This is a genomic window from Ectobacillus funiculus (assembly GCF_004138295.1).
Lineage (GTDB): Bacteria > Bacillota > Bacilli > Bacillales > Bacillaceae_G > Ectobacillus > Ectobacillus funiculus.
Genome location: NZ_SCFM01000025.1, coordinates 1 through 15,404, shown reverse-complemented (window position 1 = coordinate 15,404; position 15,404 = coordinate 1). Strand labels below are relative to the sequence as shown.

Here is a 15,404-nt window from a genome sequence, read left to right as displayed (position 1 = left end):
ATGTATCTGAAAAAAGAGGGATTCAGCTGAATCCAATCTGAGGTGGCACCGCGGTATTGTATATCGTCCTCTGCATGTATTCCACATGCAGAGGTTTTTTTATGGGGAAAAATAATCGCAGCGGTTTATATATAAGGAGGGACTTAGATATGGAAAAAGAACAGTTTTTGCAGCAAAAGGAAGCAGGGAAAACATTTTTAGTCATTGAGCAAACGGAAGGCGATCTAGTAACGCCGATTGTGCTCTATCAAAGATTGCAGGGCACAAAAAAGTTCTTGCTTGAGAGCTCGCTTAGACAAGATGAGAAAGGACGTTATTCCTTTATTGGAAGCAATCCTTATCTAGAAATCAAAAGCAAGGAAGAGCAGGTAGAGCTTCAGTTCCAAGATCGTGTAGAGATGCGAGAAGGAAAAGTGCTCGACGTAATTGGCGACATTCTTCCATTTCATGAAGTGGAAAGTCCATTTCCGTTTTGCGGCGGTGCAATTGGGTATGTTGGCTATGATGTAATTCGCCAATATGAAGTACTCGGTGAAGTGAATGTAGATGATTTCCAGATGCCGGAAGCGCACATGATGTTTTATAACACATTTCTCGTATATGACCATAAGATGCAAACTGTCTCATTTGTGTATGTATACAGAGCGGGAGAAGAAACATCCTACGAAGAAGTAGGGGAAGTGCTGCAGCAACTGAAGGGGCAGGTTATGGAGGGCATGACAGTAAACACGTCGCTTGGCCGTCTTGACGCGAACTTCACCTCCAATGTGACGAAGGACCAATTTATGGATATGGTTGAAACGGCGAAGGAGTATATTCGTGCCGGCGATATTTTCCAAGTCGTGCTATCACAGCGTCTGCAAACACAATTTGAGGGGGATCCGTTTGGCCTGTATCGCCGACTTCGTTTAACAAATCCATCACCGTATATGTTCTATATTGATTTTACGGATTATATTGTACTTGGCTCATCACCAGAAAGCTTGCTTGCGGTGCACGGGAAAAAGGTAACAACAAACCCAATTGCCGGGACAAGACCGCGCGGCGCAACACCAGAGCGTGACAAGCAAATTGAAGAGGAACTGCTAGATAATGAAAAGGAAAAGGCAGAGCATTTAATGCTTGTGGATCTTGGTCGTAACGATCTTGGCTTTATTAGCGAAATTGGTTCTGTTCAGCTTGATAAATTCATGGCGGTGGAGCGTTACTCCCATGTTATGCATCTTGTATCGGAAGTGTCGGGACAGTTACGGGACGGAATGACATGCTTGGATGCCCTGCAGCATTGCCTTCCTGCCGGCACGGTATCGGGGGCGCCAAAGATACGTGCGATGACGATTATTGATGAATTAGAAAATAGAAAGCGTAATGTGTATGCGGGAACAGTCGGATATATTTCATTTGCCGGCGATATGGATATGGCGCTAGCGATTCGGACGATGGTTGTAAAGGATAATAACGCATATATTCAAGCGGGTGCCGGAGTTGTATACGACTCAAGTCCAGAGGCGGAGTACGATGAAACAATAAATAAAGCGAAAGCATTATTGGAGGTTATGAAATGATTTTATTAATTGATAATTACGATTCGTTCACATATAACCTATATCAGCTGCTTGGTATGTGCGATGCAGAAGTTAAAGTCGTTCGTAACGACAAAATTACGATCGAAGAAATTAAGCAGCTTGAGCCTGATGCAATCGTACTTTCCCCTGGTCCTGGCCACCCGGAAGATGCTGGGATTTGCGTTGAGGTAGTGCAGCAGCTCTCGCCAACGATTCCAATTCTCGGCATTTGTCTTGGCCATCAAGCAATGGTTCATGCGCTTGGAGGCAAGGTTGTGCGTGCAAATCTTGTGAAGCATGGCAAAACATCGTTGCTAGAGCACACTGGTGCATCCATTTTCCAAGATATACTGAAGCCTGTTACAGTGATGCGCTATCATTCGCTGGTAGCAGAGAAAGCTACGCTTCCAAGCGAGTTCGAAGTATTGGCAACGAGCGCGGATGACGGCGAAATTATGGCGATTAAGCATCGTGAATATCCATTGTTTGGACTGCAGTTCCACCCAGAGTCGATTGCGACAGAGGATGGCAAAACAATGATTAATCAATTTTTGAACTATACGCAAAGGGGGAGCCGCCATGAATCTGTATCTTCGCAAACTAATTGAGGGGAAAGACCTAACGGAAGAGGAAGTATACGAGGCTGGTCTTCAGCTTGTGGACGGAGACATATCAGATAGTGAGATCGCAGCATTTTTAGTCGGTTTAAAGCTAAAGGGAGAAACCTCTGATGAAATTTTCGGCCTCGTCCGCGCATTGCGGGCAAAGGCGGTGCCGTTTCGAAAAACAATTGCCGGCGCGATGGATAATTGCGGAACAGGCGGAGACGGCGCACAAACGTTTAATATTAGCACAACAACAGCGTTTGTATTAGCGGGTGCCGGAGTTAAGGTTGCTAAGCATGGCAGTCGCGCTGTATCAAGCAAAACAGGGAGTGCGGATGTGCTTGAGCGATTGGGAGTAAATATTGCTTGCCCGCCGGAGGAAATTGAGCGATTATTAGAGACAGTAGGAATTGCATTTTTATTTGCGCCAGCTGTGCATCCGGCGCTAAAGCGGGTTGCTAAAATCCGAAAAGAACTGAATATTCCAACGATATTTAACTTTATCGGTCCGCTGACAAACCCGATTGACTTAGAAACACAGCTGATCGGTATCTATAAACGGGAAATGCTGCGACCGGTTGCAGGGGTGCTGCATAAGCTGGGCAGAAAACGAGCAGTTGTGCTGAACGGGAATGGATCTTTAGATGAGGCGTCGCTGCAAGGGGAGAATCATATCGTTCTTCTTGAGGATGGAAACATCCAAGAAATCATTGTGCGTCCAGAGGAATTCGGTTTTGAACGTGTGCCGAACAGCGCGATTCGCGGCGGTATGTCAGAGGAAAATGCACGTATTACACTTGGTATTTTACAGGGAGAGCCAGGTCCGCATCGCGATACAGTATTGCTAAACGCAGCATTAGCGCTGTTTGCGAACGGAAAGGCAAAAACAATTGGGGAAGGCGTGGAGCTGGCGAAGGAGAGCATTGATTCTAAAAGTGCGCTCACAAAGCTTCAGCAGCTGGCAAAAGAAAGCAATAAGACCAAAGAAGAGGTGAAATAAATGGGAACGATTTTAGATACAATTTTAGAGCAAAAGCGCATAGAGGTTGAGGAGCTTCAGCAACAAACATTTTCTAAGGAAAAAAAGCCGCATGCGTCACTTGCGGAGAGCTTGCGTAATAAAAGCTTAACCATTATCTCAGAAATTAAGCGGGCATCTCCTTCTAAAGGAGATTTAAACTTAAATGTTGATGTACAAGAGCAGGGGAAAACGTATGAACGTTGCGGAGCGAGTGCAATTTCTGTATTAACAGATACAAAGTTTTTCAAGGGCTCGTTTGCAGATTTGGAAAAGGTGCGGGAGGTTACGACAGTACCGCTTTTATGCAAGGACTTTGTGATTGATGAGGTACAAATTGACCGCGCAAATGATGCAGGCGCAGATATTATTTTATTAATTGTTGCGGCTTTATCACAGCAGCGTTTACAAGAGCTGTATAATTACGCAACGTCATATGGACTGGATGTAATTGTAGAAGTTCATGATGAAGAGGAGCTGGAAACGGCACTTTCCATTCAGCCAGCGATTGTTGGTGTGAATAACCGTAATTTGAAAACATTTGAGGTTACGCTTGAAACAACAGAGCGTTTAGCGGAACGTATTGTAAGCTCAGGTGCATTATTTATTAGCGAAAGCGGCATTAAAACGAGAGAAGATGTAGAACGAGTACAGCGTGCGGGTGCAAAGGGAATTCTTGTTGGAGAAGCGTTTATGACGGCAGCTTCGCTTGAGGAATTGTTTGCGGGATTGCAGGTGTAAGAGGCATGAAGGTAAAGGTTTGCGGGATTACGGACGTAGAGACGGCAAAGAAAACATGTGAGTATGGGGCGGATGCACTTGGATTCGTATTTGCGAAAAGCAAGCGCCAGGTGACACCAGAGCAGGCAGCGGAAATCATTGCCCAACTGCCAAAGCATGTTCTGAAAATTGGTGTATTTGTGAACGAAACGCCAGAAAAAGTGCAAGCTATTGTAAAGCAGTGCGGTCTTGACTATGCACAGCTGCACGGAGAAGAAGATGAAGCGTACTGCAAGAACATACAGGTTCCTGCGATTAAAGCATTCGGCGTTGCATCGCCTGAAGCGATGCAGCAGGCGACGAAATATGAGGTAGATTATGTGCTGTTCGACAGTCCAAAAGAGGAGTATCATGGCGGTAACGGAAAAACCTTTGATTGGAACGTTTTACAAGACATGCCTGAGGAACTTCGGTCAAAGCTTATTTTGGCAGGCGGATTAAGTGCGGACAATGTGAAAGAAGCAGCCGCTCTTGTTCGTCCTTATATGATTGATGCAAGCAGCAGCTTAGAAACGGATGGAAAAAAAGACGTAAAGAAAATAAAGGAATTTATAGAAAAAGTGAAGGAGAGTCAGCATGCTTAACTACACATATCCAGATGAACGAGGACATTATGGCATTTACGGAGGACGCTATATTCCGGAAACATTAATGCAGTCAGTATTGGAATTAGAGGCTGCGTATAAGGAAGCAATGGAGGACGAAGCGTTTATCGCACAGTTGAATCATTACTTAGAAAAATATGTTGGTCGTGCAACTCCGCTTTACTTGGCAGAAAATTTAACAGAAAGATTAGGCGGGGCGAAAATTTACTTAAAGCGTGAAGATTTAAATCATACAGGTGCCCATAAAATTAACAACACAATCGGTCAGGCTTTATTAGCAGTTCGTATGGGGAAAAAGAAAATTGTTGCTGAAACAGGCGCAGGACAACATGGTGTTGCGACTGCGACGGTTTGTGCGTTGCTTGGACTTGAATGTATCATCTTTATGGGAGAAGAAGATATTCAGCGCCAAAAGCTAAACGTATTTCGTATGGAATTGCTAGGAGCGAAGGTGCAAGGCGTCTCCTCTGGAAGCGCAACACTAAAGGATGCGGTAAATGAAGCGCTTCGCTACTGGGTAACAAATGTGGCGGATACGCATTATATTATGGGTTCTGTACTTGGACCTCACCCATTCCCGCAAATTGTACGCGACTTCCAAAGCATAATTGGAACAGAAACTATTGAGCAATACTTGGCTGAAGAAGGCAAAATGCCAGAAGCAGTGGTAGCCTGCATCGGCGGTGGCAGCAATGCGATGGGAATGTTTTATCCATTTGTTCCGCATGAAGAGGTAAAGATGTACGGAGTGGAAGCGGCAGGTTCTGGTGTGGACACTGAGAAGCATGCGGCAACATTAACAAAGGGCAGAGTCGGCGTATTACACGGTTCCATGATGTATTTGTTGCAAAATGAAGACGGACAGATTCAAGAAGCACACTCCATTTCGGCGGGTCTTGATTATCCAGGTGTTGGACCAGAACATAGCCTTTTAAAGGATTTAGGACGTGCTGAGTATCATTCTGTAACGGATGAGGAAGCGTTAGAGGCATTTCAATTGCTAGCGCGTGAAGAAGGAATTATTCCAGCATTGGAAAGCTCTCATGCAATTGCATTCGTATTGAAGCTTGCACCAACGATGAAGAAGGAAGAAGGCATTGTCGTTTGCTTATCAGGACGTGGTGATAAAGACGTAGAAAGCGTAAAAGGCTACTTGGCAGGGAGGAAATAACATGGGAGCAGAACGTATTGAAGGCGTATTCCAAAAGTTAAAGGCAGCAGGAGAAAAAGCATTCGTACCGTACATTATGGCGGGTGACGGAGGTTTAGAGAAGCTGAAGGAAACAATTTTATTTTTAGATCAAGAAGGAGCAAGTGTGCTTGAAATCGGTATTCCATTCTCTGATCCAGTTGCGGATGGTCCAACGATTCAGCGTGCCGGTAAACGTGCTCTTGATAACGGGACAACACTAAGCGATATTTTTCAAGCGCTTATAGAGGTTCGTCCGCATGTGTCCGTACCATTTGTCTTAATGACATATTTAAATCCAATCCTGTCCTTTGGACGTGAACGTTTTATAGAGAAGTGTGTACAGGCTGGTGTTGACGGTTTAATCATTCCAGATTTGCCGTTTGAGCACAATGATGTACTGTCTCCGGTTCTAAAGCCAGCAAATATTGCGCTTATTCCACTTGTTACATTAACGAGTCCGATTGAGCGTATTCGTAAAATCGCATCCGAAGCGAGCGGCTTCTTATATGCGGTAACGGTAACAGGTGTAACAGGTGTGCGCCGTGAGTTTCAAGAGAGCTTGTTCACATACCTAGAACAAGTAAAGAGTGTCACAACATTACCTGTATTAGCTGGATTCGGTATTTCTACACCAGAGCATGTAAAGGAAATGGCAAAAATATGTGATGGTGTAGTTGTCGGCAGCCGTATTATTGACCTATTGGAAGAGGGAAATAAGGAAGGTATTCGTGATTTGATTCAAGCTGCACGTACTGTGGCAGCAAAATGAGAAATAAGCAGGGGTGTCCTAGTATAGGGCACCTCTTTTACACTATAAAGAAAAGATATTATAACAGTTTTCTTGTTTGAGATATCTGTTATATAATACATTTAGATAGAAATCGAACTGCCTAAATTCTTATCCAAAAGGTGATAAAACATGGAAATCTTTCTCGCTCTTAGTCCTATTCTGAGTATTTTTCTGTTTTTATTTGCTTTTAAGCAAACATCTTTTCGATCTGCCATTTTCTCTTATTTAGTTTGCTTAGCTATCGTACTTTTGTTTCAGCCCTTTCAACTCCATATGGGAGAAATCCTGCATGCGACGGCAAAGGGGGCACTGATTTGCTTCATTGTTGCGTATGTTTTATTTTTTGGTATTTTTTTATTTCATCTTATGAATCAAATAGGTTTAATTCAGTCTATCGCCTCTTTTGTGTCGGATACAACGAATGATCGTATGATGCAGACTTTGCTTATATGTTTTGGGATATGTCCGCTTATTGAATCAGCAAGCGGATTTGGCATTGGTTTTATGGTGGCTGCCCCGATTTTTTTATCGCTTGGTTACCCGCCATTTCAGGCTGCGCTGCTTTCCTTTATTGGGCTGCTAGCTAGCTCATGGGGAGCGCTTGCAACCGGAACGATTATCGGTTCGCAGCTTGTGAATATTCCGCTATCTGTTATTGGAGCTAGTACTGCAATTTTAAGTACACCTATTTTTGCATATATGATGATCACTTCCCTGTACATAGTAGGGGGCTGGAGGGCAGTTCAGGAAAAATGGCTGGAGCTTCTAGGTTTTTTTCTTCTATTCTCGCTGTCTATCTTCCTATTTAGTAAGTATGTAAGTGTGGAGCTTGCGGGTATTTTAAGTCCATTGATGACGATTGCTTTTGGATTCATTCGTATCAAAGCTTCCGCCGCTAAGCGAAAAGTGACATATTCACAAAGCGCCGCCTCATTATCCGGGGAAAATCGAAGCATTATTAAAATATTAAGTCCATACTTGTTTCTTACTGTATGTATTTTGCTTTCACGCTTAATTCCAAACGTTTCTCATACGCTACAATCAACATTTATCCTAGATTTACCATCTTATTCTTATAAGCTCGCACTTTTATATTCACCTGGATTCTGGCTCGGTCTTACATGTATGTTTACGATTATGCTGTTTCATGTCCCGTTTTCAATTGTGAAACAGTCATTATGCAGTACAGTGCGGCAATGGATTCCGTTTGCGGTTACGACCACAATGTTTGTTTCTATCTCAGAAATAATGGGCGTTTCTGGTATGCATCAGCTGCTCGCACAAACGGCAGGTGATGCGTTTGGAAGAATGTTTATGATTGTGACTCCATTTATTGGGGCAATAGGAGGGTTTTTAACCGGAAGCAATGCCGGCTCGAATGCCATGTTTATTAAGCTGCAGGTACAAACAGCACAGCATGTCGGCTTATCTTGGCAATCAATTTCTATAAGCCAAAACACAAGCTCGTCTATTTCAACTATTGCCTGTCCGTCTCGCATTACGCTTGGCGCTTATTTATGTAACATTCCGTCTCGTGAGAATGAGCTGCTTCGCACAACAACGCTTATGATTAGCGGAGCAGTGATGATTGTACTGATTGAAACGGTAGCATGGCTAACAATGTTTCAATAAGAAAACGCACGATACAAGTATATCCCGCTGTAATAATGAATAAAGAAAACTCGCCGACTGGCGAGCCCCGCTCTTGGGCGAAGACAGAGGCGTAGTTGCCCTTATACTTTATTCTTAAAATTTCTTGCTACGTCGAATTCTCTTCCGGCTAGAAATTTATACTTTCTTAAAGTGGAATTTAAAATATTTTCCAATTTACTGGTTTACAATAAACTCCTATTTGTATATAATTTACTGTGCAAGAATCAGTTTCCTAAGAGTAAGTCGAATAGAATGATGAACCGTATGACAATTGTAATGATTCATAGGCTACAACTTCATACGGTCTTATCCTTGATTTGACCGCGCTGATACGGAACTGCAAACTGCCCAGTTTTTTGCCCAAAATTATTCAACCGCAGGACGAATTGTGTCCTGCGGTTTTTCTATGTTTTGCTGTAGAAATCTTTTAGATATCTGCGGTTTTTGCTATGAAAGGGTGCCACATTGCCTATAATCAAGCGTGCATTAGATGAAGATTTACATCTATTCAGAGAAGAATTCCTAAAAAGTTGGTATTTGTTATTTCTAATAAACGGATTATGGAAATAGAGAAATAGAAATTGGTTTCTTTTAAATGTAAAAGCACTGATACATTAGTATGTCCTATAATTTGGATATTTATGGAATTTAACTTAGGATTTTTGCACTTGAAACGTTTTTTACACTTTAAGAAAGTATAAATTTCTAGCTGGAGGCTGATTCGACGTAGCGAGAAATTTTAGGAATAAAGTATAAGGGCAACTACGCCTCTGTCTTCGCCCAAGAACAGGCTCGCCAATCGGCGAGTTTTCTTTATATAAACTTGCACTTCTATATTAATTGATTCATATCTTTTTTAGAGTGTGACCTATGGGAAAATTTGGAGGTGCGAAAACAGTGGCTTTTCCTAGTAATGACCAATTCTCTCCTGTAATAGTAGGAGGCCAGCCTTCCTTTGACATAGTGGGGGATGAATCCCCCGGCTCTACGGACTTAGTCGGCAATGCAAGTTTTCCTTCCTTTTATTATGCGTACGATGGAACAAATGTATATTTTCGCTTGAGATTAAATGAGGATCCAAGAAATAATGCCAAAACAGCTTTTCAAAACTTTGCATGGGGTGTTTTATTTAATACAAACGGGGTTGCAGGAACTTATCAATGGTTATTAGCTGTAAATGGAAATGCTGCTAGATTGGATTTAATTCAAAATACGAATATACAATTTAATACATGGAATGACCCTGCTGAAGGGACAGATGGCAAGGGAGCCCCTAATTTTAGCAGGCAGATTATTAATTTTGACGTAGCCAGAGTTACCCCAGCCGATTCAAATTTTGGAGGTAATCCTGATTTTTTTCTTGATTTTTTTATTCCAGCAAAGACCTTATTTTCTTTTCTGGGGATTACGGAAATAACATCGGTTCAATTAATAGGATTTACGTCCGCTAATGCTAATAACTTTAACAAAGATTCATTGCGTAGCTTGGAAGGATTTCAGTTTATCAGTGCGTTTTCAGCTCCAGCGTCAGTTGTTGATGTAGATGTGAGAGCAGAACTAGATATTTCAAAGACACTCGTATCAGGTCCTTCAACAGTAACGGCCGGAGTTTCGGCAGCTTATACAGCTAGGATAACCGTTCAGAATACAGGCAAAAGCCAAGCAACAACTGTTTTGGTTCGTGATGTCATTGGACTGGACATAGTTTCAGGCTTTGTGCTTGTTACCGTTGGAGCAGGGAGCGCGACATATAACTCTACGACGAAAACGTTAAGCTGGAGTATTGGTAATTTGGCAGCGGGCGGGACAACTACATTAACATTCACTGTGACAGGAATCTTCACCACAGCAGGTGCAAGAACGCTTGAAACAGCGACTGTAAATGGGATAGACAGCTTTACTGGAAATCAAATTCCTGCTGCTACAGCAACAACAGCAATTACCGTTCAAGCAACAGGAGGCATTGTCGGGAATGTAGCAGACCGATCGTCAGGTCTTCCTTTGGCCGATGTTGCGGTTCAGTTGCAGCAAGGGAGTACAACAATAGCAACAACGATAACGAATGGAAGTGGAGATTACAGCTTTACAGGAATTGCTCCTGGGACGTATACATTAACATTTTCGAAAGCAAATTATGCTACATTAAGCATTCCAGTAACAGTGACATCCGGGAATATTACACGTGCGGATACATTGTTAACCCCTCAACCTGGAACAATCACAGGAACTGTTACAGCTGCAGGAGATGGTCCGCTAGCAAATGCCGCAGTTAATTTAACGAATACAGCTGGCGTTCTTATTGCCCAAACGACAACAAATGCTAGTGGCCAATACACATTCTCTAGCGTATCACCAGGGCATTACAATGTATCGGTGATAGCGGCAAACTTTCAGTCATCCTCGTCAGGGGTGGATGTTGCATCGAACGGAACGGTAACGAAGAATTTTGTATTGCAGCCGAATCCAGCTATCGTTCAAGGAACGGTTACAGACTCCGGTGGTTCTCCGTTGTCTGGGGTACTAATTGAAGCGCTAAATGAAACTGGTATAGTCATAGCTAGTACAACAACAACAAATGGTTCTGGTCAATATATGTTAAATAATTTGGCACCCGGAACGTATAGGGTAAGAATTAGCACACCACAATTCATCACACAAATTATAGGAACGACGCTTACAGCTGGTGAAACAGCAACAATTAATGTGGCCTTATCGCCGAACCCAGGCGCATTAACAGGAACAGTAAGGGATGCCGGCAACGGGGCACCTCTTGCGAATGCGAGTATTCGTATCATCAATAGTCAAGGGATTGCTGTGGCCCAAACAACAACAAATGGAGCAGGCAATTACTTCATCGATTCTCTGGCACCGGGAAGCTATTCTGTTAGCTTTTCCGTAGGTGGATATGGGTCGCAAATTTTAGGGGCCATTATTCGGTCAGATGTTACTACAACAGTAGATGCTAATCTTTCCAGATTAGTTGGAACACTTTCGGGTACAGTGACAAATGTTAACGGTATCCCGATTTCTGGGGCTGTAATACAAGTATTTCAAAATAATGTATTGATAGCTTCTGCTTTAACAGATGTAAACGGAAGTTACACGATTAATAATTTAATTCCAGGTACCTATAGTGTCAGTAGCAGCTCACCAAATTTTTCTACTGGTGTGAGTGGAGCTTTGATTCAAGCGAATCAAACAACAATTGTTAACACCCAGCTTCAACCAAATCCGGGAACATTGTCTGGAACGGTTACCGATAATAACGGCAATCCGTTATCCGGGTCAACAGTTATTGTACGTGACAGTTCTTCAAGCACGATTGTTTCAAGCACTGTAACGAATAATAATGGCGGATATATTGTAACCAACTTAGCACCGGGAAGCTATTCGGTCACTGCCTCTACAAACAACTTTCAAACAAATAGTAGTGGTGCAATCATAAACTCTAATCAAACATCAATTGTGAATTTCTCTCTCTCTCCCAATCCTGCCTCCATAACAGGAACGATTAGAAATAGCATAACAGATGACCCGATTACTGGGGCTTCTATTGAAATTCGGATTGTTAATTTAAGTGGTTCTACCATTGCAACAGCATTTACGGATCCGAGTGGTATGTATTTGGTCAATAACTTGGCACCTGGAACGTACGGAATAATTGTCAATGCCCCGAATTTTCAAACAAACTCAGCTACGGTCACTTTATCTCCAGGAGAAACAAAAAATGTCAGTGTAAGTTTGAATCCGTCTCCGGGAGGGATTACCGGAACGATCACGGACGCTCAAGCTGGCACCCCTATTGCTGGAGCAGTTATAAAGATAACTGATGCAAACAATGTTTTAATCCAATCAGTCCTTACTGGTTCTCAAGGGAATTATTCTGTAACTGGGCTTGCACCAGGTAGTTACAATATTATTGTTTCAGCCAATGGTTTTCAAACCGGATTGACAGGTGCTGTCGTTCAAGCAGGTACAATTACATCAAGGGATGTTGCACTTGAAGAAAATCCTGGATCGATTATTGGCACAGTGACTCCAGCGATTGCTGGAGCAATAATCCAGTTGTTCAGCGCTGATAATATATTCATTGCTTCAACGTCAGCAACGCCGGAAGGCTTATTTCAGTTTAATAATATAACTCCAAGCCAATATATCATTACAGCTTCCGCCCCAAATTTCGCAACAGCCATCGTAGGGGCGACAGTTCTTCCGAATCAAACAACATCCGTTTCAATTACTCTGCAGCCGAATCCGGCAACCATTTCTGGTCAGATAACAAGCAGTACAGGACAACCGGTTAAAGATGCGATTATTAAAATTTTAGATGCTAATGAAACAGTCATAGGAATTGGATCTACAGATATTAATGGAAACTATTCAATAGGAAATATTCCGCCTGGAACATTTAGTGTTGTCGTAACTGCCCCAAATTTCGCAACAGTCACAAGCGGAATAACATTAACTCCTGGCGAAACCGTTTCTGGTGTTAACATCCAATTGCAGCCGGATCCTGGTTCCATTGCTGGTCAAGTAATTGACCAAAACGAAAACCCTATAAATGGAGTCACCATTATTGTTCGAAAAGGTGATGGATCTTTTGTTACGTCGGTATTAACAAGTCCATTCGGTAACTATGTTGTAGATGGATTGGCACCTGGAAGTTATACAGTAATTGCGAATAAGGATAATTTTTCAACCGAATCGGTCGGAGTGATTGTCATCAGTGATCAAACAACTGCTGCTAATCTAACCTTAACAAGTGTTGTTGGTGATGTTAGTGGAAGAGTAGTTGATCTAAATGGAAATCCTGTTACGGGAAACAATATTCAAGTCAAACTTTTAGATAGTTCGGGATTGGTGCTTCGAAGCTTTGTAGCAGAATCGGATGGAACGTTTTCAGTGTTGGGACTATCGCCAGGTCGATACTTTATCAATATATCCGCTCAAAATTTTAGTGCCAATACGGTTCCGGTTGATGTTATAGCAGGTACAATTAGTTCCGTTACAATACCATTAACGCCCGCGCCAGCAACGTTAACAGGGACTGTAGTTAATCAGATTACAGGTGAAGGTGTTCCTGGAGCAATCCTAACCATTAATTCGCTTTCTGGTATCTTTATCGCACAAAGAGTCAGTGGAAATAATGGTGCGTTCACAATTAGCGGGTTACCACCAACAAATGTAGTGGTCAGTGCGAGCGCAACTAATTTCGGTTCGGATACCCTAGCTATTTCGTTACATCCAAACCAAACATCCACTATTGTATTGCCCATTTCTCCAAATCCTGGTTCATTGACAGGGTTTATCTCAAATGCTCAAACAGGAGGAGCGATGCCAGGGACTATTATTACCATTTTTAAATCAACCACCGGCGAATTTGTAACCAGTGTCGTTTCTGACGGATCTGGTCAATTTTTAATCAATGGGTTAACTCCTGGAAGCTATAGAGCTGTAGCCAGCGCGGATGGATTTTCGACAGATGCTGCCAATTTTACCATTGAGCCGGGAAATACAACCACATTGAGCTTTGCTTTGGCTCCGAACCCAGCTACCCTGACGGGAACGGTGACGGATGCACAAACAGGAACCCCGATTGCCGGAGCCGGGGTTGTCATGGTAATCCAAGGCAGCGGGATTATTGTCGCGTCAACTCAAACGGACCAAACTGGGAACTATGTGTTGACTGGTATTGCCCCGGGAAGCTATAACGTGGTCATTTCGGCAGCGAATTTCACAAGCCAAACGGTGTCCGTGAACCTAACAGCGGGAGAAACCGAAACGGTGAATGTAGCGCTAACGCCGAATCCAGCGACTATCACTGGAACCGTCCGGGATGCGATCACTGGAAATGTACTATCCAATGCCTTGATTCAAATATTCAACGGTCAAGGAAGTTTTCTAGCGAGCATGCTGACCGATGTGAACGGGCAATACACGATCTCGGGCTTACCGGAAGGCATGTTATCCATCCAAGCGAGTGCGCCAAATTTTGCTTCTGACATGAAAGTCATTACTTTAACGCCAGGTGAGACGGAAACGGTTGATTTTGCGCTGGCACCCAACCCTGCTTCTCTGACGGGAAGCGTGACGGATGCGCAAACAGGGGCACCTCTTCCAGGTACTGTCGTTCAAGTATTTATCGCTGGAACGGCTGTGCCGGTGAAATCCACGTTAACGGACCCGACTGGTCTGTATGTCATCAATGGCTTGAATGAAGGGGAATACCGTGTGGTCATGTCCGTCGATAACTATGGATCGGCCATCTTCCAGATTACCTTAGGTCCAGGAGAAGCACGTGTATTGAATGCAGCTCTTGTAGCTAACCCAGCGACCATCCAAGGACAGGTGACAGACATGCAAACGGGAACTCCGATTGCCGGAGCCGGGGTTGTCACCGTGATTCAAGGCAGCGGAGTGATTGTTGCTTCAACTCAAACGGATCAAACTGGGAACTATGTGTTGACGGGTATTGCTCCAGGAAGCTATAACGTGGTCATTTCGGCAGCGAATTTCACAAGCCAAACGGTGTCCGTGAACCTAACAGCGGGAGAAACCGAAACAGTGAATGTAGCGCTAATGCCGAATCCAGCGACTATCAACGGAACCGTCCGGGATGCGACTACTGGAAATGTACTGTCCAATGCCTTGATTCAAGTGTTCAGCAGCCAAGGAAATCTTCTGGCGAGTACGCTGACCGATGTGAACGGGCAATATACCATCTCAGGTTTGCCGGAAGGTACGTTATCTGTTCAGGCGAGTGCACTGAATTTTGCTTCTGACATGAAAGTTATTACTTTAACACCAGGCGAGACAGAAACGGTGGATTTTACGCTGGCATCCAACCCAGCTTCTTTGACAGGAAGTGTGACAGATGCACAAACAGCGGCACCTCTTTCAGGAGCTCTTGTCCAAGTATTTATCGCAGGAACGAACGTGCCGGTGAAATCCACGTTAACAGATTCGAACGGTCTATATGTGATTAATGGTTTGAATGAAGGGGAATACCGCGTGGTCATGTCCGTCGATAATTATGGATCGGCCATCTTCCAGATTACCTTAGGTCCAGGAGAAACACGTGTATTGAATGCAGCTCTTGTAGCCAACCCAGCCACCATCCAAGGACAGGTGACAGACGCACAAACGGGAGCTCCAATTGCAGGAGCCGGGGTTGTCACGGTCGTCCAAGGCAGCGG

Annotated in this window: 9 protein-coding genes and 1 other annotated feature (1 of these 10 running past the window's edge); all 9 genes read left to right on the top strand. The window is 43.5% G+C overall.

The genetic code is table 11. From position 1 onward, the window contains the following. Positions 1 to 74 (top strand) — a binding site (T-box leader); it begins 165 nt to the left of the window's first position. 75 nt (positions 75 to 149) lie between these two features. Next, positions 150 to 1,565, top strand: coding sequence for an anthranilate synthase component I (gene trpE / locus EP737_RS16220; RefSeq protein ID WP_129729016.1), 1,416 nt, complete (start codon positions 150 to 152; stop codon positions 1,563 to 1,565). Beyond that, the gene (locus tag EP737_RS16215) at positions 1,562 to 2,173 is read left to right on the top strand and encodes an anthranilate synthase component II (protein WP_129729015.1); all 612 of its coding nucleotides are present in this window, start codon (positions 1,562 to 1,564) and stop codon (positions 2,171 to 2,173) included. The genes trpE and EP737_RS16215 overlap by 4 nt, the downstream gene beginning before the upstream one ends. Next, the gene (trpD, locus tag EP737_RS16210) at positions 2,145 to 3,170 is read left to right on the top strand and encodes an anthranilate phosphoribosyltransferase (RefSeq protein ID WP_129729014.1); all 1,026 of its coding nucleotides are present in this window, start codon (positions 2,145 to 2,147) and stop codon (positions 3,168 to 3,170) included. Before EP737_RS16215 ends, trpD begins: the two co-directional genes overlap by 29 nt. Then, complete coding sequence (trpC, locus tag EP737_RS16205; RefSeq protein ID WP_129729013.1) at positions 3,171 to 3,929, top strand: indole-3-glycerol phosphate synthase TrpC; 759 nt, start codon at positions 3,171 to 3,173, stop codon at positions 3,927 to 3,929. Between the two features lie 5 nt (positions 3,930 to 3,934). After that, a complete protein-coding gene (locus EP737_RS16200; protein ID WP_129729012.1) occupies positions 3,935 to 4,552 on the top strand; it encodes a phosphoribosylanthranilate isomerase in 618 nt (205 codons plus the stop codon). Then, a complete protein-coding gene (gene trpB / locus EP737_RS16195) occupies positions 4,545 to 5,744 on the top strand; it encodes a tryptophan synthase subunit beta (protein ID WP_129729011.1) in 1,200 nt (399 codons plus the stop codon). Before EP737_RS16200 ends, trpB begins: the two co-directional genes overlap by 8 nt. 1 nt (position 5,745) lies before the next feature. Continuing rightward, positions 5,746 to 6,534, top strand: a complete 789-nt coding sequence (trpA, locus tag EP737_RS16190) for a tryptophan synthase subunit alpha (protein ID WP_129729010.1) — start codon at positions 5,746 to 5,748, stop codon at positions 6,532 to 6,534. A 150-nt stretch (positions 6,535 to 6,684) separates the two neighbouring features. After that, the gene (locus EP737_RS16185) at positions 6,685 to 8,187 is read left to right on the top strand and encodes an L-lactate permease (protein WP_129729009.1); all 1,503 of its coding nucleotides are present in this window, start codon (positions 6,685 to 6,687) and stop codon (positions 8,185 to 8,187) included. Between the two features lie 891 nt (positions 8,188 to 9,078). Beyond that, on the top strand, positions 9,079 to 15,404 hold a 6,326-nt coding region (locus tag EP737_RS16180; RefSeq protein ID WP_129729008.1), incomplete at its 3' end, for a carboxypeptidase regulatory-like domain-containing protein.

Excerpts from the sequence above, each read along its gene's own strand:
- trpE (WP_129729016.1), top strand. The coding sequence starts at position 150 with ATGGAAAAAGAACAGTTTTTGCAGCAAAAGGAAGCAGGGAAAACATTT.
- EP737_RS16215 (WP_129729015.1), top strand. The coding sequence starts at position 1,562 with ATGATTTTATTAATTGATAATTACGATTCGTTCACATATAACCTATAT.
- trpD (WP_129729014.1), top strand. The coding sequence starts at position 2,145 with ATGAATCTGTATCTTCGCAAACTAATTGAGGGGAAAGACCTAACGGAA.
- trpC (WP_129729013.1), top strand. The coding sequence starts at position 3,171 with ATGGGAACGATTTTAGATACAATTTTAGAGCAAAAGCGCATAGAGGTT.
- EP737_RS16200 (WP_129729012.1), top strand. The coding sequence starts at position 3,935 with ATGAAGGTAAAGGTTTGCGGGATTACGGACGTAGAGACGGCAAAGAAA.
- trpB (WP_129729011.1), top strand. The coding sequence starts at position 4,545 with ATGCTTAACTACACATATCCAGATGAACGAGGACATTATGGCATTTAC.
- trpA (WP_129729010.1), top strand. The coding sequence starts at position 5,746 with ATGGGAGCAGAACGTATTGAAGGCGTATTCCAAAAGTTAAAGGCAGCA.
- EP737_RS16185 (WP_129729009.1), top strand. The coding sequence starts at position 6,685 with ATGGAAATCTTTCTCGCTCTTAGTCCTATTCTGAGTATTTTTCTGTTT.